Source organism: Ornatilinea apprima (assembly GCF_001306115.1).
GTDB lineage: Bacteria > Chloroflexota > Anaerolineae > Anaerolineales > Anaerolineaceae > Ornatilinea > Ornatilinea apprima.
The window spans coordinates 1-17,622 of sequence record NZ_LGCL01000014.1; the positions used below are offsets into that span (position 1 = coordinate 1).

Here is a 17,622-nt window from a genome sequence, read left to right on the forward strand (position 1 = left end):
AGCAGCGCTACCTGGTTCATTACATAGGGCTTAAACACGGGGTGGGCTTGTTTTCTTCTCATTCCTTTATTGAATCATTGCTTTTTAAAAATGTAAAGGGGCTGTCCTCTACTTTTTGGACAGCCCCTTCGTTTAACAGGTTATTCAGCTTATCAGTAACGCAGAAAAGCAGCCACCCCGCCAATTTGTTCGAGTTGGTCGTTGACCTCCACAATTTGCACGTCGCCGCCGTCGCGCAGCACCTGGTTAATGGCCGCGTTGAGGATGTCCTCCAGCGGTTCCAGCGTACCGCCGCACAGCGGGCAGGCCTGGTTGTTGGCCGGTAGCAGGGCGTGGCAGCTCACGCAGCGATGCCCGGGAATTTGCAGCCCGCGCCCGGTGATGAGGGTTTGCACGCGTTTTTCGTTAACTGAGGGGATGACATTTTGCAGCCCCACCACGGCGTTCAGGCCTTTAGCGGCGGCTGTGATGGCCGATTCGACCAGCTTTTCTTCACGCTGGCGTTCAACAACGCGGCCAATTTGCATGGCTTTTTGCAGCACCTCGGCGTGGCTGGCGATCATTTCCATGGGGAAGTCGCCAATCACCAGGCTCTTCCATGCCTTGGGCATTTCGCTGCGAAAATGGGCGATATTGTCGTCTGTTCCGCCGATGAGAATGCGGCGGATGCGATTCTCTTCAAAGAATTGAATGGCGGCCTCAACGGCGTCTTTCATGTTGCGCTCAATCACTTCTTCGGTATAGCGGGTTCTGCCGGCGACACCGCCGCGATGCCCAGGAATGGTGGAAGCCCCACCACGCTTGGTGTGCCGCACAGGGTCTCCCAACATGCCTTCCTGCTCATGGAGCTGCCCCATGTGGAAGGAGAAATAGCGGGCGCCTTGTTTGTCTACCAGCACCACACCGTAGCCCCCATAGCTGTCCAATAAATCGGTAAGCGGCTGCACGCTGGGTAAATCGCCAAAGTGGATATGATCGCGTACAGGTACTTCCAATGGGTACGCGCGGAAGAATTTTTGTGCCGCGCAAGAAAATATGACCACACCGATACCAGACCAATCGTACTGGTGCTGCATATAAAGCTCCACCGCCTCAACATCTTTGGGCGCGTTGACGCTTTTAAGCATCGTGCGCAGGCGCAAGCGGTAAGCATCGGCATTGCCCATCGTGGGATCGGTGTTGAGATAGATGCTCAAGATCGGATCGGTGCCAGAGAACTCGAGCAGTTCCCGCAGGTCATTTTCATCAAACATGGCAATCTCCTTTGGCTAGAGAATTCATAAAACTGAAGAAGATGTTCCCTGCAGCTATTCGATTGTGATTGAGGAACGATCAGGGACGTTTGTCGAGAGTAATGACCACCTCCTTTTCCTGTCCGTCTCTTAATATAGTAACACTAATTGTCTCCCCGGGACTCTTGTTGGTCATCACATAGCTGAGCAATTCGCCAAAAACGCGCACCGGGCGGCCGTCAACGCCGATGATCAGGTCTCCGCCGGCGGGCAGGCCGGTGTCGGTGATCTGGCGCAGCGAGCCGCCGCGCAGGCCGGCCTGGTCGGCCGGGCCGCCCGAAACCACTTCAATCACATACGCGCCGGCGATGTATTTGCCGTCGTTTGTGCTTAAGCCGAGCGATTCTTGCTCCAGCAGGCTTAATTCTTCGCGGGCAGTGAGGCCGATGTAGGGGTAATCGTAGCCGCCCTGGTTGATTAAGGAAGGGACCACCCGCCGCACGATGTTGATGGAAACGGCAAAGCCAACGCCGCTGTTGATCGGGTCGCCGGTGATGGTGGTGCCGGTGGTGCGAATGGCGCGGTTCACGCCGATCACCTCACCATTGAGGTTGAGCAGCGGGCCGCCGGAGTTGCCAGGGTTGATGGAAGCGTCGGTTTGGAGGATGTCTCCGGCTGAATAGACGCCGCCTTCGGGGGTCTGGCGCAGAGAAGAAAGGGTGCGGCCTTTGGCCGAGATGATGCCGGTGGTCATGGTGCCGCTGAGGCCAAAGGGGTTGCCAATGGCAACAACGGTTTGGCCGACAAAGGTCTGTTCTGAATCACCGAGGGGCACGGGGGTGAGGTCTTCGGGAGGGAGGTTCACTTTGATCACGGCCAGATCGGAATCAAGATCGGTTCCGATCACCTCTCCGCGGACTTTAATGCCGGAAGGGAAGTCGACTTCCAGTTCTTTGGCGCCTTCTACTACATGGTAGTTGGTGATGATGTGGCCTTCTTTGTCGTACACAAAGCCCGAACCCAACCCGGAGCCTTCGTTGGTGAGAGTTTGAATGGCCACCACCCCGGGGCTGACGCGCTCATAAATCGACACCAGCAGGTCTTGCTGGGCGGCCAGGTCGGCTATTTGCAGGGGGGCGGCGGTGTTGAGCGGCTGCGGCGGAAGGGGAGTGGCTTCGGCCGGCTGGGGGAGGTTAAGGTTAAGCTGGCTCAACTGGGGCGCGGAAAAACAGGCCAGCGAGGTGAGTAGCAGGATAGAAATGGCGATTAAAAGTTTATGCTTTTTCATTTTGCACTTCCAATAAGGTAACTTCGCTCCGGAGTTAACTCTGGCGCGCTTTGATTAACAGTTCTTTTTGCTGGGCAGACAGGTTGCGGGGGATGCTGACCCGCACGCGGGCGTACAGGTCGCCGTGTTGCTGCGGGTTGCGCAGTTTGGGCATGCCGCGCTGCGCCAGGCGGAAGGTTTGGCCGGGCTGGGTGCCGGCAGGGATGGTGAGGAGGACGTCGCCGCCGGGGGTGGGGGTGAGTACCTGACCGCCCAGAACAGCGGTGAACATATCGACGGACACATCGGTGTATAAATCGTCGTCCTTGCGCTCGTAGCGCGGGTCGGGAGAGACCTCAATCACCAGGTAAATGTCGGTCTGGTTGGGTCCCACACCGGCCATGCGAATTTTGGTGCCGGTGCGCGCGCCAGCCGGAATTTTAACTTCCATGCGGCGGTCGTCAATTTGAATGGTGCGCGAGCCGCCGTGATAGGCTTCGTAAAAACTGATGGTAAGGGGATGCTCAATCGTCCGCGGGCGTGGGGCGGCCGCGCGCGCGCCGCGCCGGGTAGTTCTCACATCGGGGGCGCCCATGCCGCCGAAGATGAACTGGAAGAAGTCGGAGAATCCGCCAGCGCGGCCGAACATGTCTTCCATGTTGCCCATGTCCACCCGAGTGCCAGAAGCACCAGCCGCGCCGGGCGCGCTGGCGAACCAGTCTTCCCAGTTGAAGGAGCCCGGCCGCCCGGTGGTTTGCCATTGGCTGTACGATTCGCCAAGCTGGTCGTAGCGGGCGCGTTTTTGCGCGTCACTTAAAACCTCATAGGCTTCGTTGACGTCTTTGAAGCGGTCTTCGGCGGCTTTATCCCCGGGGTTGCGGTCCGGGTGATATTTCTTGGCCAGATTCCGGTAAGCTTTTTTAATTTCATCGGGTGTGGCACCACGGCTCACCCCCAGAACTTTATAGTAGTCTTTATATTCCATGATTCAATTTTATGCACTGCGGGCGATACAAGTCAAGTGAGGCAGAAAAATTCTTATACAACTCCTATTAACTGCTGACGTTTTGTTAATGAAAAAACAAGGTCCGGAGGTGCTGGCGGGCAGCGAATATGGAAAAGGAGCGAACCGTTTGCTCGGGGCGGGGCAGGGATGGGAAAAATGAGGATATGATAGTAGAATACAATTCTTAACCAGTCTGCATTGAAGGGTACTTATGCTTTCCACTCACCAGCAGCAAACCTTGCGTCGAAAATGGATCTTCGTGTTGGCGGCAGCCCTGGCGGAAGCCGTTTTTTGCCTGGCGTATTTGTTGTTAATTTCCCGCTCTGAGAAGAACGCCTGGCTGTTAGGTTACTCGAAAACGCGCCTGTTCATGACGGTGCCTTTTTGGGCGGCGGCCGGGCTGGCAGGGTGGGCTGTGAGCCGGCTGCTGCGCCGCGACGCGCCAGTGGAGAAGATGGCCGCCGGGTTGGGCAGGCCGCTGTTTCAGGTACTGGCAGACGCCTGTGCGGTGATGGCGCCTATGGGCGCTTATTTGCTGGTGAAGTGGAATTTCTTTATCGACACCGGTTTTGATTACCAGACGGTGGTGCAGCGCCTGAACCCTTATTTGCTGCTGCTGACGCTGTACGCGCTGGGATTTTTAATCGCCTTTTATCCGCGGCCGAGCTGGCAGCCGCTCGCTGGCGGGCTGGTGGAAAAGCTGCGTCGGGAAGCCAGCTATCACCGCGCGCTGCCGCTGGTGCTGCTGGTTTTCGCGCTGCTGTTTGTGGCGGCGCACTTCGCGGGTTGGACGTTTCAGAACAATGAAAACTGGAAATGGTCGCTGCTCTTTTTTGCGCATGAGTTTAACCTGGACAACGAACAGGTTTTACCGGCGTTTTTCTCGGGCTTTCTGTTGCTTCTGGCGGGCTTGCTGGCGCTGGCAGTGACCGCAGATCACTTTCAAGCGCGGGCGCGATTTCGCTGGCATTGGGGGCTGCTGGCGCTGGCTTTCTTCTACCTGGGATTGGATGAGATGCTGCATCTGCACGAAAATTGGTCGCTGCCCGGCGCGGATTTGATCAGCGGGTCGAAGGGGTTCTTCTTTGCCTGGGTGCCTTCCGCGATTGTGCTGATGGTGGTGTTTAGCCTTGTGTTTTTGCCCTTCTTTTTGAACTTGCCGCGCCGCGCCCAGGTGCTTTTCTTGGCGGCGGGGGTTTTGTATGTGGGCGGAGCGCTGGGAATGGAACTGGTCGCCAGTGAGTATATGTCCACGTTTAATGATTGGGGCTATGATTACTGGCGGCTGGTGGCTGTGGAAGAGGGGGTTGAAATGCTGGGGGTGATTGTGGCGATTCACGCGCTGCTGCAAATGCTGGGCCAGGGTGTGGAGCGAGCGCGCGCAAAGGCATAGCTAACTTGCGGCAGGATATTGGCCGCGCTTAACAATTCTGTTGGTTCGGCTGCTTCACGAAAGGGCGTTTCTTCCTTTTTTAACCAGTCCATGCTATGATTCCAAAGGGGAGGCGGCGTGAAAGAGAAGATCCTGGTCGTAGAGAACGATCCAATCATCAGGGATTTCTTAGTGCGGCAGTCGTTAGAAGCCGCCGGTTACACGGTGAGCGCCTCCGAAGATTCCTCCTCGGCTCTATCCACCATTCTGAAAGAAAACCCGGACGCGGTGGTGATTAACCTGGCGCTGCCAGGTTTAAGCGGCAAAGATCTGATTGCCGCGCTGGCTGCGCAGCATGCGGAACTTCCGATTGTGGTTGTGTCGAAAAAAGGCGGGGAAGCCGACATCATCTCTGCTTTTCGCCTGGGCGCGGCCGATTATCTGGTGTGGCCGGTGCGCGAGGCTGAAGTGGTGGCGGTGGTGGAGCGAGTGCTGAAGCAGGTGCGCAACCGCCGCGAGCGCGAAGAGCTGGCGGGCAAGCTGCAAAACGCGAATTACCTGCTGCAGCAGCGCGTGCGCGAGCTGACCACCATCTACGGCGTGGGAAAGATGGTAACTTCGATTACCGACCAATCCCTGCTGTTTGAGCGCATTCTGGAAGGCGCGATCAGCGTAACCCTGTCGGATATGGGCTGGTTTTTACTGCTGGACGAAGCCAGCCGCGAATTCCGCATGGTGGCGCAGCGCAACCTGCCCGAGTCGCTGGCGCAATTGCTGAACCAGCCGTGGGATGACGGGTTAAGCTCGCTGGTGGCCATGTCGGGCGAGTCGCTGGCGGTGCACGGACCGGCGCTGCGCCGTTTCAAAATTGCCTCGCTGGGGCAGGCGGTGTTGATTGTGCCGGTAAAGGTGCAGAAAACGGTGATCGGCATGCTGGTGATGATCCGCAAGCAGGCTAAAGATTATTCGAACAGCGAACAGCACCTGCTGGAAGCGGTAACCGATTATGCTTCGATATCGCTGGCCAACGCGCGTCTGTTCCGCGCCCTGGAAGACCGCGCAGATTCGCTGCAGCGGCTGGTTGAGAACGCGCAGGCTGGCGGGCGAATTCACAATGATTTGATGCGCAGCTTAAAAAATGAGCTGCGATCCGCGCTGCAGGCAGTCCCCGGCACAGAAAGCCAGGCCGCGCGGGCGCCCATTTCGCGCTGGACGACCCGCCCGCGTGAGCAAAACGGGGAACTCAACGCGCTGGTGCGCCGCCTGTCTCGCATTGTTGAATCGATCCAACCACTTGAAGGCCTGCCTTCTCCACAAGACGCGCCGGTGAATTTGAGCGAAGTGGTTTATGAGGCGGTGGAGCAGTTTCAGCATTACGCGCGCAGCAGCGAGATTACCCTTGTTTCAGATGTGCCCACCACGCCGTTGATGGTGATGGGCGTGCGCGAGCATTTTGATGAGGTGCTGGGCGGCCTGCTGAGCAACGCGATTAAGTTCAACCGGTTTGCCGGGCAGGTGAGTGTGCACCTGAAACAGGTGGAATCGACGGCGCGAATTGAAATCATTGACACTGGCGCTGGTGTGCCGATTGATGTTTTTGATACAATAAAGAATAGAAAACAACCCAGGCCTGGCGGACAGCATTATGGTGGCCTGGGAATTGGTCTGGAATTGGTCAATGAATTGGTAACTCGTCACAGGGGCAAGTTGTGGTTTAATAGCAAGCCCGGTGAGGGTTCCCACTTTTCTGTTGCCTTTCCATTGATCTCGAACCAAGAGACTGAAACCAGGTAACACACGCATGTCTTCAACCAAGGGCCGGATACTGATTGTGATACCCAACCCGCGTGTCAATACGCTGATGAAATCGATTCTGATTTCCAGCGGGTATGAGACGCTGTTTTCGGAAGACCGCGAAAGCGCGCTCAAGGCGGTGGCCGAATCGACCCCCAGTCTGGTGATCACCAGCGATTTGCTGGACAACGGCAAGGGGCTGGCTTTCGCCGAAGAGGTGCTGCGGCGCTTTCCGGGTTTGCCGGTGATTTTGTTTGTGGAACAGGATTCGCCGGAACTGGTCAAGCAGGCGATTAAAGTGGGGATCAGCGATTACCTTTGCCCGCCCCTGCGCGTGGAAGATATTCTCACCTCGGTGGAGAACAGTCATACCAAAGCCGAGCGCACGCGAAAATGGGTGCTGCTGGAAGCGAAACGCGCCACAGCCAGCTTGCAGCGCAAGGTGGATGAGCTGGAGACCCTGACACGCCTCGGTCACTCGATTAACGGCTCGCTGGATTTGGACAGCGTGCTCTCTTCGATTGTGGAAGCGGCGGTGGAGCTGACCGGCGCGGAAGAAGGCAGCCTGCTACTGTTGGATGAAGACACGGGCGAGCTGTATATGCGCGCCTCACGCAACTTCCAGGAAGAGTTCGCGCGCACCTTCCGCCTGCCGGTGCAAGACACGCTGGCCGGCTCGGTGCTGAGCACGGGCGAGCCGGTGCTGCTGGATGAATCTTCGCCGATGAAGATCAAGACTTCTTATCTGGTGCACAGCCTGGTGTATGTGCCGCTGACCGCGGAGGATAAGGTGATTGGGGTGCTGGGAGTGGATAACCGCAACCGCAATCTTCCCTTTAAGCAGCGGGATGTGAAGCTGCTCTCGGCCATCGCGGAGTACGCGGTGGTGGCGGTGGAAAACGCGCGTCTGCATCACCTGACCATTCAGGAGCGTAATAAACTGGATGCCATTTTAACGCGCATTCAAGACGGCGTGATCGTGATGGATAGCTCGAAGCGGCTGCTGCTGGTGAACCAGGCGGTGCGCTCGCTGTTTAACCTGGGTGAAGGCAATCTGAACGGGCGGCTATTTTTGGATGTGTTTGACCACCCCGAACTGGTAACGCTGGTGGAAGACGCCGGAAAGAATCTGACCAACTGGCTGGAGATTAGTTTTGAAGGCGGGCGGGTTTTCAGCGCGCAGGTTACTCCCATCCCCAATATTGGCCAGGCTGTGACGATGTACGACATCACCTATCTGAAGAAGCTGGACGCGATCAAAACCGATTTTGTGAATACCGTATCGCATGATTTACGCTCGCCACTGACCGCCATCATGGGCTATGTGGACTTGATCGAACGCACCGGGCCGGTAACCGATATGCAGCGCGATTTCATCCGCCGGGTGCAATTGAGCGTGCATAATATCTCTACCCTGGTGGACGATTTGCTGCGCCTGGGGCGCATTGAGGCCGATGCGGACTCGCGCAAAGAAGATGTCTACCTGGATCAGTTGATCGCTTATGTGGGCGAGCAGCTGGCCGAGCGGTTTGAGCAGCACGGGCACCATTTTGTGTACGAGCGCCCGCAGAACTTCCCGCCGGTGAAGGCCAACCCGATGCAGATGCAGTCGCTGATTGAAAACCTGCTGGATAACGCGATAAAATATACCGCCGAAGGCGGCACAATTGCGGTGCATACCAAGGTAGAGAAGAGCCAGGTGGTGCTGCAGGTGAGTGATGACGGCATTGGCATTCCGGCATTGGATTTACCCTATATTTTTGATAAGTTCTACCGCGCCAGCAACGTGGACAGCGACGTGATCGGCACCGGGCTGGGGCTTTCGATTGTGAAATCGGTGGTGGAAAATCACCAGGGGCGCATCTGGGTAGATTCGAAGCAGGGGCAGGGCACAACCTTCTCGGTGGTGCTGCCGCTGGTGGAAGAGAAAGAGAATTAAATTGCTCTTGACAATCGCCTTGTTTCTGGCATAATAAGACTTAATTACAAGCAAGCAAAGGCATTGACGGAGAAAAGTAACCCGGCGAAAGCTGACAGGGAAGCGCGGCCTGAGATTGAGAGCGGCGCGCGGCGGCAACCGGTTGAAGTTCCCTCCCGAGCCTCCCAGGGGAACGCCCATGTGGGCCAGTAGTTTGGGACGCAGGCGCAGCGTTACCGGCGCAGCTAATCGCTCAATTTTGAGCCGTTGGCGTGAGCGGGCTGGCGCAGGCCGGCCAAAAAGGGTGGTACCGCGGAGACAACCCCGTCCCTTTGGGATGGGATTTTTTTGTTAAAAACCATTGCAATCAATAATTTGTTTTTGGAGGCAGAATGAGCGATGTTATGGATCGAGAGGGGCTGGAGCAGCAGCTCGAAACCATCCGGCAAACGGCCCTTTCTGCGCTAGCGTCAATCGACACGGAAGACGCTTTGCAGGAATGGCGGCGCGCGTATCTGGGAAAAAGCGCGCCGGTGATGGAGCTGATGCGCTCGATGGGCAAAATGCCCCCCGAACTGCGCCCGCTGGTGGGCAAGGCTGCCAACGAGGTGAAGCAGGCATTGGAAGCCGCGCTGGAAGAACGCGGCGAAGCGGTGAAGCAGGCTGCCCTGCAGCACGCGCTGGAGCGCGACGCCGTGGATGTAACCCTGCCCGGCCGCCAGCCGGCGCGCGGCGGGCTGCACCCGGTGACCCAAACGCTGCGCGACGTGCTCGCGATCTTCGGCGATATGGGTTTTCAGGTGTACCAGTCGCCTGAGGTGGAGACGGATGCGTACAACTTTGAACTGTTGAACATCCCTTCCTATCACCCTGCGCGCGATATGTGGGATACCTTCCATATTTTGCAGAAGGGTGTGGTGCTGCGCACGCATACTTCGCCTGGCCAGATTCGCAGCATGGAAGAGCGCAATCCCGAGCCGGTGCGGGTGGTGCTGCCGGGCATGGTCTACCGCTACGAGCAGATCAGCGCGCGCTCCGAGATTCAATTCAACCAGGTGGAACTGCTGGTGGTGGGCAAGAACATCACCATGGCCGACCTGAAAGGCACGCTGCAAGATTTTGTGCGCCGCCTGTTTGGCAACAACGCGCGCACCCGCCTGCGCCCCAGCTACTTCCCTTTCACTGAGCCGAGCGCCGAGATGGACGTGGAATGTTTTGTGTGCGGCGGCAAAGGCTGCCCGGTGTGCAAGCGCTCCGGCTGGCTGGAAATTTTGGGCTGCGGCATGGTTCACCCGGTGGTTTTGCAGAACGGCGGGTATGACCCCACAGTGTATACCGGTTTCGCGGCAGGGTTGGGCATTGAGCGCATCACCATGCTGCGCCACCGCATTGAAGATATTCGTTATTTCTGGTCGAATGATATTCGCTTCCTGGAGCAGTTCTAACCATGAAGATACCGCTGAGTTGGCTTAAAGAATATGTAGACATTGACCTCGATCTCGAGGAACTGGCCTACACCCTGACGATGGTGGGGCTGGAAGTGGATGAAATTAAACTGGTGGGCCTGCCCATGCCGCCCGGAGACCTGCACGGCTTCAAGTACACCGGCATTGAGTGGGCGCTTGATAAGTTTGTGGTGGCGCAAATTGACGAGGTGCTGCCGCACCCCAACGCCGACCGCCTGACGTTGTGCCGCCTGCAAGACGGCGCGGGTGAAAAGCTGGTGCTGACCGGCGCGCCCAACCTGTACGACTACAAAGGCATTGGCCCGCTGGAAAAACCGCTCAAGGTGGCTTACGCGCGCCTGGGCGCTACGCTTTACGATGGACACCAGCCGGGCTATGTGCTGACCACGCTGAAGAAGACCAAAATACGCGGCGTGGAGTCCGATTCGATGGTGGCTTCGGAAAAAGAGCTGGGTATCTCGGATGAGCATGAAGGCATTATCATCCTCGATGACGACGCGCCGACTGGCATGCCGTTGGTGGATTACATGGGTGATGCGGTGTTCGAGATTTCGATTCTGCCCAATATGATCCGCGACGCGAGCGTGATCGGTGTGGCGCGCGAGATCGCCGCCGTTACCGGCAAGCCGCTGCGCAAACCCGCGCGGCAGGTGGCCATGACCGGCCCGTCGATGCGCGGCGAGGTCTCGATTGATATTCGCGAGCCAGAGCTGAATCCGCGCTTTGTGCTGGGGTTGGTGCGCGGTGCCAAACCGCTGCCCAGTCCGTATTGGGTACAGCGCCGCCTGCGCCTGGCCGGCATGCGCCCGATTAACAGTATTGTGGACGCGACCAATTATGTGATGCTCGAAGCGGGTGAACCGCTGCACGCCTTCGACTTTGACAAGCTCAAAGCGCGTGCCAATGGGAAAATGCCGGTGATCATCACCCGCCGCGCGGAAAACGGCGAAAAGCTGACCACGCTGGACAGCGTGGAGCATACCCTGGAAGACTACACCATTCTGGTGACCGACACCGCCGGGCCGCTCTCGCTGGCCGGGATTATGGGCGGCGAAGAAACCGAAGTGGATGAGAACACCACCAACGTGCTGCTCGAAGGCGCGGCGTGGAACTTTATCAACGTGCGCCGCACGGCCACCTACCATCACATCAACTCAGAGGCGGGCTATCGCTTCGCGCGCGGGGTGCACCCGGCGCTGGCTGAGCAGGGCGTGCGCATCTGCCTGGAACGCATGGCGGCCTGGAGCGGCGGCGAAATTGCCGCCGACCTGGTGGATGAGTACCCCAACCCGCCGGTGGACCCGGTGGTAACCCTCAGCGCCGAGGCCGTCAGCCGTGGGTTGGGCGTGGAATTGAGCGCGGATGAGATTGCCAATCTGCTGCGGCGGTTGGAATTTGTCTGTGAGGTGGAGGGCGACACGGTGCGCGCCGCCACCCCGCCGCACCGCCTGGATATTGGCGAGGGCGTGATCGGCCGCGCGGATTTGATGGAAGAAGTGGCGCGTATGTACGGCTACGATAAGATTCCCTACACGCGGTTGTCTTGCGAGCTGCCGGTGCAGCGCGAAAATCGCCCGGTGCGCCTGGAAGATCGGGTGAAAGACGTGCTGGCCGGGCTGGGCCTGCGTGAGATCATCAATTACCGTCTCACTTCGCCAGAGCGCGAGGCGCGCGCCCATCCGCAAGGTGTGATGGCGGATGAGGCCGAGTATGTGCGCCTGGCCAATCCGATTGCCCCTGAGCGCTCGGTAATGCGCCGCTCGCTGCTGCCGGGTATGCTGGAAATTCTGGAGCGCAACAGCCGCCTGGCGCAGCGCCTGGCCTTCTTCGAGACCGGCCCGGTGTTCTGGCCAGTGGGCGAGACGCTGCCCAAAGAGGCGCGCCGCCTGTGCCTGGGCCTGAGCGGTCTGCGCGAGCTGCCCACCTGGGACCAGCCCGTAACCACCAGTATGGATTTCTTCGATTTGAAGGGTGTGATCGAGGCGCTGCTGGACGCGCTGCATATCAGCGGCGCGGTCTACCGGCGCGGCGAGCACCCCGCCATGCACCCCAACAAGTGTGCGGAAGTGTGGGTGGGCGAGCAAAGCCTGGGTGTGTTCGGTGATCTGCACCCGCTGGTGAAAGAGAAATACGATTTGCCCAAAGCTTCTGTGCTGGTTGCTGACCTGGACCTGGAAGCGGTGATGGCGGTGATGGGGACACGCTTTGAAGCTCAACCCGTGCCGGTTTACCCGGCGGTGCTGGAAGACCTGGCGGTGATTGTGGATGAATCCGTGCCCGCCGACCAGGTAGAGGCGGTACTGCGGCGCGGCGGCGGCAAGCTGTTGGCGCGCGCGGAGCTGTTCGATATCTACCGCGGGGCGCAGATTGGCGAGGGTAAGAAGAGCCTGGCGTACAGCCTGTCTTACCAGGCGGCTGATCATACGCTGGATGAGAAAGAGGCGCTCAAGATTCGTGAGAAGGTTATTAAGAATCTGGACCGCGAGTTGGGCGCGAAAATCCGCAGTTAGGGTGAATAGAGAGATACCCTGTAGGGTGTGGTGGAGGGTGGATTATGCGCATAGTATTGGCAATGTTGAAGCTTCCGCCCGAAACCCACCAATAGGATTGAAAGATGTAATAAGCTGCTCCGTTTGGGGCAGCTTTTTTGATTCCCTCACCACCAGATGATACCCCATCCCCGCGGCTGCGCCGCTGCCTCTTTCCCGCTGCGCAGGGAAGGGACTGAAAACCGCTGGGGGGTGGTCATTTTTGCTGGTCGAAAGCCGACGATTTAATTATTGATGGGCGAGGATGGTGATTCGAATGCCCCCACCCGGCCTCCCCCGGCAAGCCAGGGGAGGTGCCTTGGGGTTGGCTTGATACCTCATCCCCGTGGCTGAAAACCGGGTATTTTGGTGAGCGCCGGGGGGTGGTCATTTTTGCTGGTCGAAAGCCGACAATTTTATCGTTGATGGGCGAGGATGGTGATTCGAATGCCCCCACCCGGCCTCCCCCGGCAAGCCAGGGGAGGTACCTTGGGGTTGGCTTGATACCTCATCCCCGTGGCTGAAAACCGGGTATTTTGGTGAGCGCCGGGGGGTGGTCATTTTTGCTGGTCGAAAGCCGACGATTTAATCGTTGATGGGCGAGGATGGTGATTCGAATGCCCCCATCCGGCCTCCCCCGGCAAGCCAGGGGAGGTGCCTTGGGGTTGGGGTTCTTCTGTAGGGTGCGGCGAACATGCAATAACGGCGGGTTTCGGGCGGTTTTAAGATGGGTTTACGGCGCGAGAGAATCGCGCAGGTAGGCGGCGGCGAAGGAGTCGCTGAGCACCAATTGGTAACCGGGCAGGGCGTCCCCTTGGGCGGCGGCGTAGAACTGCTGGATGGCCTGCATGTCGCCGGGGTCGATGGCGCGCTCAATGATGGCCGGGTCGCTGAACAGATTCAGGTTGGCCTGCTCCAGCACGATCAGGTCGGGGTTGGATTCGGCGATGATCTGCAGGGTGGGCATGGACCAACTCATCTCGACCGAGCGGGCGGCGCGCGCCGGGTAGTAGACCTTCCAGTCGCGGAAGACGACCAGCTCTTTTTGCGGTAGTTGGCTGAGCCATTCGCTTTCTAGACGGTTAAAGAACTGCACCGCCGGGGCCTGTTCCTCGCGCCGCAGGTGGGTGGAGAGAATCTGCGCGTCCTGGCGCAGGAAGAGGGCAAACTGCACCAGAATCAGGGCGGCGGCCAGCCCCTGCAGGACGCGGCGCAGTTTAATGGATAGTTTGAAAGGCAATTCTTCGCCGGTTTCGGGGAAGAAGTTAACCAGGCCTGAGAAGGCGGGCAGCAGCACCGGCAGCCAGTAATGGGTGCGGCGGGTGGCAAAGGTGATGATGACGACCGTCAGGGGAATCATCCAGGCAAGAATGAGCACGTTCAGGCGGCGGCGCTGCGGGTTGGCGATGCCCAGTCCCAGCCCGGCCAGGGCCAGCAGCACAAAGGCGGCTTCGCCGTAATGCACGCGCAGGTCGGCCGGGTAGCCGCCAGCGAAGAACGGCGCGCTGCCGGCGGTGAACATGCCGGTGGAGGTCTCGACGATCTGCTTGCTCTGGGTGGCGAGGATGGCGGCGCGTTCCTGCGGCAGGAGCAGCAAAGGGTTGCTGATCACCACCGTGGCGCACATCACCACCACGAACAGCGCGCCCAGCCCAACCGCGCGCCGCCAGGTGATGGCGCGGCGCAGCACGCCCCATCCCAGGTAGACCGGCACGCACAGCACAAAGAACAGTCCCAGGTGCTTGGTGCCGATGGCCAGCCCACAGGCGACGGCGGCCAGCAGGAAGTCTCGTTTATATTGAAAGGCGTCGCGGTCGAGGAAGAAGAGGGTCAGGACGATGAAGATCTGCACCAGACTGTCGGGGTGCCACCACAGGTTGTTGACCACCACGGCCGGCGCGGCCAGCAGCAGCAGGAACAAGCCCAGCGCGCGCCACCAAGAGCGGAAGCGGGTTTGCATCCACACCAGCAGCAGGTTGGCGGCCAGCATGGGCAGCACGTTGATCCCCTGGCGCAGCACGGTGACGAGCAGGCGGGTCTGGTCGGCCCATTCGGGGCCGAGGGCCAGCTTGAGCGGCAGAATCAACACGGCCGAGAAGAAGTAAAAGACATAGCCGTAAAAGTAATGCAAATAGACCACAAAATTGCGCAGCGACTGGTAGAAGGTGTCGCCGGGGGTGAGCATGCGCAGCAGGTGCGGGTACTGGGCGTATTCGTCAATTTCGAACACGGCCAGCATGTTGGGGTCCGCCGCGCCGGTGCGGTTGAAGGGGATAAAGGCGAGGAAGCAGGCCAGGGCGACGGCGAGGAGCAGGAAGAAGGTTCGGCGTTGGGAGGTTTGCATAAGGGTATGCCTCAATACGGCAATTATACCTTTATGAAAAAGGTTTCGGGATGGATGAGGCACAATGCGCGCTTCATCCACCCCGATTCCATACCAGAAAAAAGGTGAATGTTACTTCACTGGATTGTTATCCAGAATCTCTTCAATTCTTTCCAGCACTTCGAGGGACATTTTGTCCAGGGCGGCGGGGGCGGCCAGGTTGTCATCGAGCTGCTCCAGGCGGGTGGCGCCGGTGATGACGCTGGTTACTTCTTTGCGGCGCAGCAGCCAGCCGATGGCCAGTTGGGCGGTGGTTACTTCCAACTCGCGGGCCAGCTCGGTGAGGGCGCGCACTTTCTCAATGCGCTCCTGGGTGATATAGTCGCGGATCCAGTTCATGTCGTCCAAAGACGCGCGGCTGCCGGCGGGAATGCCGTCGTTGTACTTGCCGGTGAGGATGCCGTAGAAGAGCGGGCTCCACGTGACCAGGCCAATGCCCTGCTGCTGGGTGACGGACATCAATTCCGCTTCCACGAGCTTGCGGTGGAACATGTTGTACTGCGGCTGCTCGACCACCGGCGGGATGAGGCCGTACTGGCGCGCCACACCGATGGCTTCCATCACCTGCTGGGCTTCCCACTCGGAGGTGCCCCAGTAGAGGATTTTGCCCTGCTGGATGAAGATATTCATGGTGCGCACCACTTCTTCCACGCCGGTGTCGGGGTCAAAGCGGTGGCAGAAGTACAGGTCAACGTAGTCGGTGCCCAGACGCTTGAGCGAGGCGTGCAGCGATTCGGTCATATGCTTGCGCGAGAGGCCGCGCCCGTTGGGGCCGGGCATGGTGGGCCAGAAGACCTTGCTGGAAATGACCAGCGCCTCGCGCGGCAGCCCTTCAATGGCCTTGCCCATCACGGTTTCGGCCTGGCCGTCGGCGTACACGTCGGCATTGTCGAAGAAGTTCACGCCCTGGTCATAGGCGGCGTGAATCAGGTCGGCGGCGGTGTTGGTTTCAATTTGTTTTCCAAACGTAATCCAGGCACCCAATGAGATTTCGGATACTTTTAAGCCTGAGCGCCCCAGTCTGCGGTAGTGCATGGTAAACCTCCTTTAACAGTTATGCTGATTAGATTATAAGGCTTTTCAGCGCGGCGTGAAACTGAGTGTTGAAGGACAGACCAACCCGGCGCGAACCTTGCACCGCTAGTCCATGCGGCGGCGGATCGTGATGGGCAGCAAGACGCGTAAAGCAAGTTCGCGCAGTTTTCAGTATAATGGATGCAAATTGAGTGGATGAAAAAATGGAGATGCTGACGATGAAGCACAACCGTTTGATGATAAGCCTGGCGCTGACCAGCCTGGTGCTGGCCGCGCTGGCCTGTAATGTGCCGGGGCATATGCCGCCGACTGCCGCGCCAACCCTGTCGGATGCCGCGGTGGCTACACAGGTGGCCAAAACGATGCAGGCGGTTGGAGATGTTGCCGCGCCAACGGCCACCCCTGAACTGGTGGTAACGGCTACCAGCGAGCCGGCAGCGCCCGCGCTGGAAGGGCTGCGGGTGGCTTACAGCGACGCCAACCGCGACCTGTGGGTGTGGGATGAGGGCGAGCCGCCGGTAAAAGTGCTGGACACGGGCGACGTGGTGGATGTCAAACTCTCGCCGGATGGGGCGCAGCTCTTATTCGCGCGCTCGCTGGACTATGCTGCCTACAGCCTGTGGGTGATGGGTGCGGATGGCGGCAGTCCGCAAGAGCTGGTGAGTGCGGATGAGTTCGAAGACATGAAGGCCTACGAAAACGCGATTACGGCCCAGCCGTTTGTTTACGATTGGGTTCCGGGCAAGAAGCAGGCCTATTTTGTCACTTCACCGGTGTTTGAAGGCCCCGGCCTGGTGGTAAATGATGATTTGTGGATGGTGGATACCGAAACGGGCGATTTCCGCGCGCTGCTGGCTGCCGGAGAAGGCGGCCTGCCGTACTTCTCGCCGGACGGTGAGAAGGTGATGCTCGCGACATCCGAAAATATTCTGATGATGAACGCGGACGGCAGCGGGCTGTCTGTGGTGAAAGAATTTGAGCCGGTGCTGACCTACAGCGAGTATATGTATTATCCGTCGGTGCAGTGGCGCAGCGACAGCGAATTGGCTGCCGCGGCCATTCCGCCCAAGGATTCTCTGGCAGAAGACCCGCAAGACACCTGGACAGGATTCTTAACCCTGGCGGGTGAGGCGCAAGAAATTAAGAGCGTTCCGGCCTATTTCCTTTCGGCGGCGGTGTTTAACCAACAATTGAACGCGTTCGCTTACCTGAAGAACGCCGGAGCGCAAGGCGAAAACCGCCGCGAGCTGCGTCTGGCGACCAGCCTGGCGCCGGGTTCGATGGCAGACGCGGTGTTTGCCACCGGCAATTTAGAGTTTATCGCCTGGGCGCCGGACGGCGTGCGCTTCGCGTACCGCGACAATGGCGAAGACAAAACCATGCTAGGCCAGGTGGGGGCGGGCCGCATGCAACTGGCCGGAGTGGATGACCCGATTGGTTTCGCCTGGATTGACGACAGCAGCTTTTTATACCTGCAGCGCACAGATGAGTCGTGGAAGATGTTCACCACGCGGATCGGCTCTGACCCGGTGGAAGTGGCTGATTTAGGCCCCGTGGACGCTTCGTTCCCGACCTACAGCTTTGTGAAGTAGAGTTTTTAAGGTTCATAAAAAACAGGGCA

Annotated in this window: 11 protein-coding genes; 6 read left to right on the forward strand and 5 right to left on the reverse strand. The window is 58.8% G+C overall.

Annotation, left to right across the window (positions count from 1 at the left end; translation table 11 throughout):
- Positions 1-152: 152 nt before the first annotated feature.
- From ADN00_RS03030 to ADN00_RS20475, 3 genes are all read right to left on the reverse strand, one after another.
- Positions 153-1,253: a baeRF10 domain-containing protein gene (locus tag ADN00_RS03030; RefSeq protein ID WP_075061477.1), complete on the reverse strand. Its 1,101-nt coding sequence runs from the start codon at positions 1,251-1,253 to the stop codon at positions 153-155.
- Between the two features lie 79 nt (positions 1,254-1,332).
- On the reverse strand, positions 1,333-2,520 hold the full coding sequence (locus tag ADN00_RS03035; protein WP_082389840.1) for a S1C family serine protease: 1,188 nt from the start codon (positions 2,518-2,520) through the stop codon (positions 1,333-1,335).
- Positions 2,521-2,554: 34 nt separating this feature from the next.
- A complete protein-coding gene (locus ADN00_RS20475) occupies positions 2,555-3,484 on the reverse strand; it encodes a DnaJ C-terminal domain-containing protein (RefSeq protein WP_075061478.1) in 930 nt (309 codons plus the stop codon).
- A gap of 232 nt (positions 3,485-3,716) precedes the next feature.
- Between ADN00_RS20475 and ADN00_RS03045 the strand changes: the two genes are divergently transcribed.
- From ADN00_RS03045 to pheT, 5 genes are all read left to right on the forward strand, one after another.
- Positions 3,717-4,898 carry a hypothetical protein gene (locus ADN00_RS03045; protein WP_075061479.1) on the forward strand — a complete coding sequence of 394 codons (1,182 nt, stop codon included), beginning with the start codon at positions 3,717-3,719 and terminating at the stop codon, positions 4,896-4,898.
- A 117-nt stretch (positions 4,899-5,015) separates the two neighbouring features.
- Positions 5,016-6,671 (forward strand): hybrid sensor histidine kinase/response regulator, encoded by a 1,656-nt coding sequence (locus tag ADN00_RS03050; RefSeq protein ID WP_075061480.1) that lies wholly within the window; start codon positions 5,016-5,018, stop codon positions 6,669-6,671.
- 7 nt (positions 6,672-6,678) lie between these two features.
- On the forward strand, positions 6,679-8,610 hold the full coding sequence (locus tag ADN00_RS03055; protein ID WP_075061481.1) for a hybrid sensor histidine kinase/response regulator: 1,932 nt from the start codon (positions 6,679-6,681) through the stop codon (positions 8,608-8,610).
- A gap of 371 nt (positions 8,611-8,981) precedes the next feature.
- On the forward strand, positions 8,982-10,034 hold the full coding sequence (gene pheS / locus ADN00_RS03060; RefSeq protein WP_075061482.1) for a phenylalanine--tRNA ligase subunit alpha: 1,053 nt from the start codon (positions 8,982-8,984) through the stop codon (positions 10,032-10,034).
- Positions 10,035-10,036: 2 nt separating this feature from the next.
- A complete protein-coding gene (pheT, locus tag ADN00_RS03065) occupies positions 10,037-12,565 on the forward strand; it encodes a phenylalanine--tRNA ligase subunit beta (protein ID WP_075061483.1) in 2,529 nt (842 codons plus the stop codon).
- Between the two features lie 751 nt (positions 12,566-13,316).
- Here the strand turns inward: pheT and ADN00_RS03070 are convergent.
- Together ADN00_RS03070 and ADN00_RS03075 are read right to left on the reverse strand one after the other, a co-directional pair.
- On the reverse strand, positions 13,317-14,927 hold the full coding sequence (locus ADN00_RS03070) for a hypothetical protein (RefSeq protein ID WP_075061484.1): 1,611 nt from the start codon (positions 14,925-14,927) through the stop codon (positions 13,317-13,319).
- A 111-nt stretch (positions 14,928-15,038) separates the two neighbouring features.
- Positions 15,039-16,001, reverse strand: coding sequence for an aldo/keto reductase (locus tag ADN00_RS03075; RefSeq protein WP_075061485.1), 963 nt, complete (start codon positions 15,999-16,001; stop codon positions 15,039-15,041).
- Positions 16,002-16,192: 191 nt separating this feature from the next.
- Between ADN00_RS03075 and ADN00_RS03080 the strand changes: the two genes are divergently transcribed.
- A complete protein-coding gene (locus ADN00_RS03080; RefSeq protein WP_152966239.1) occupies positions 16,193-17,593 on the forward strand; it encodes a TolB family protein in 1,401 nt (466 codons plus the stop codon).
- Positions 17,594-17,622 lie beyond the last annotated feature (29 nt).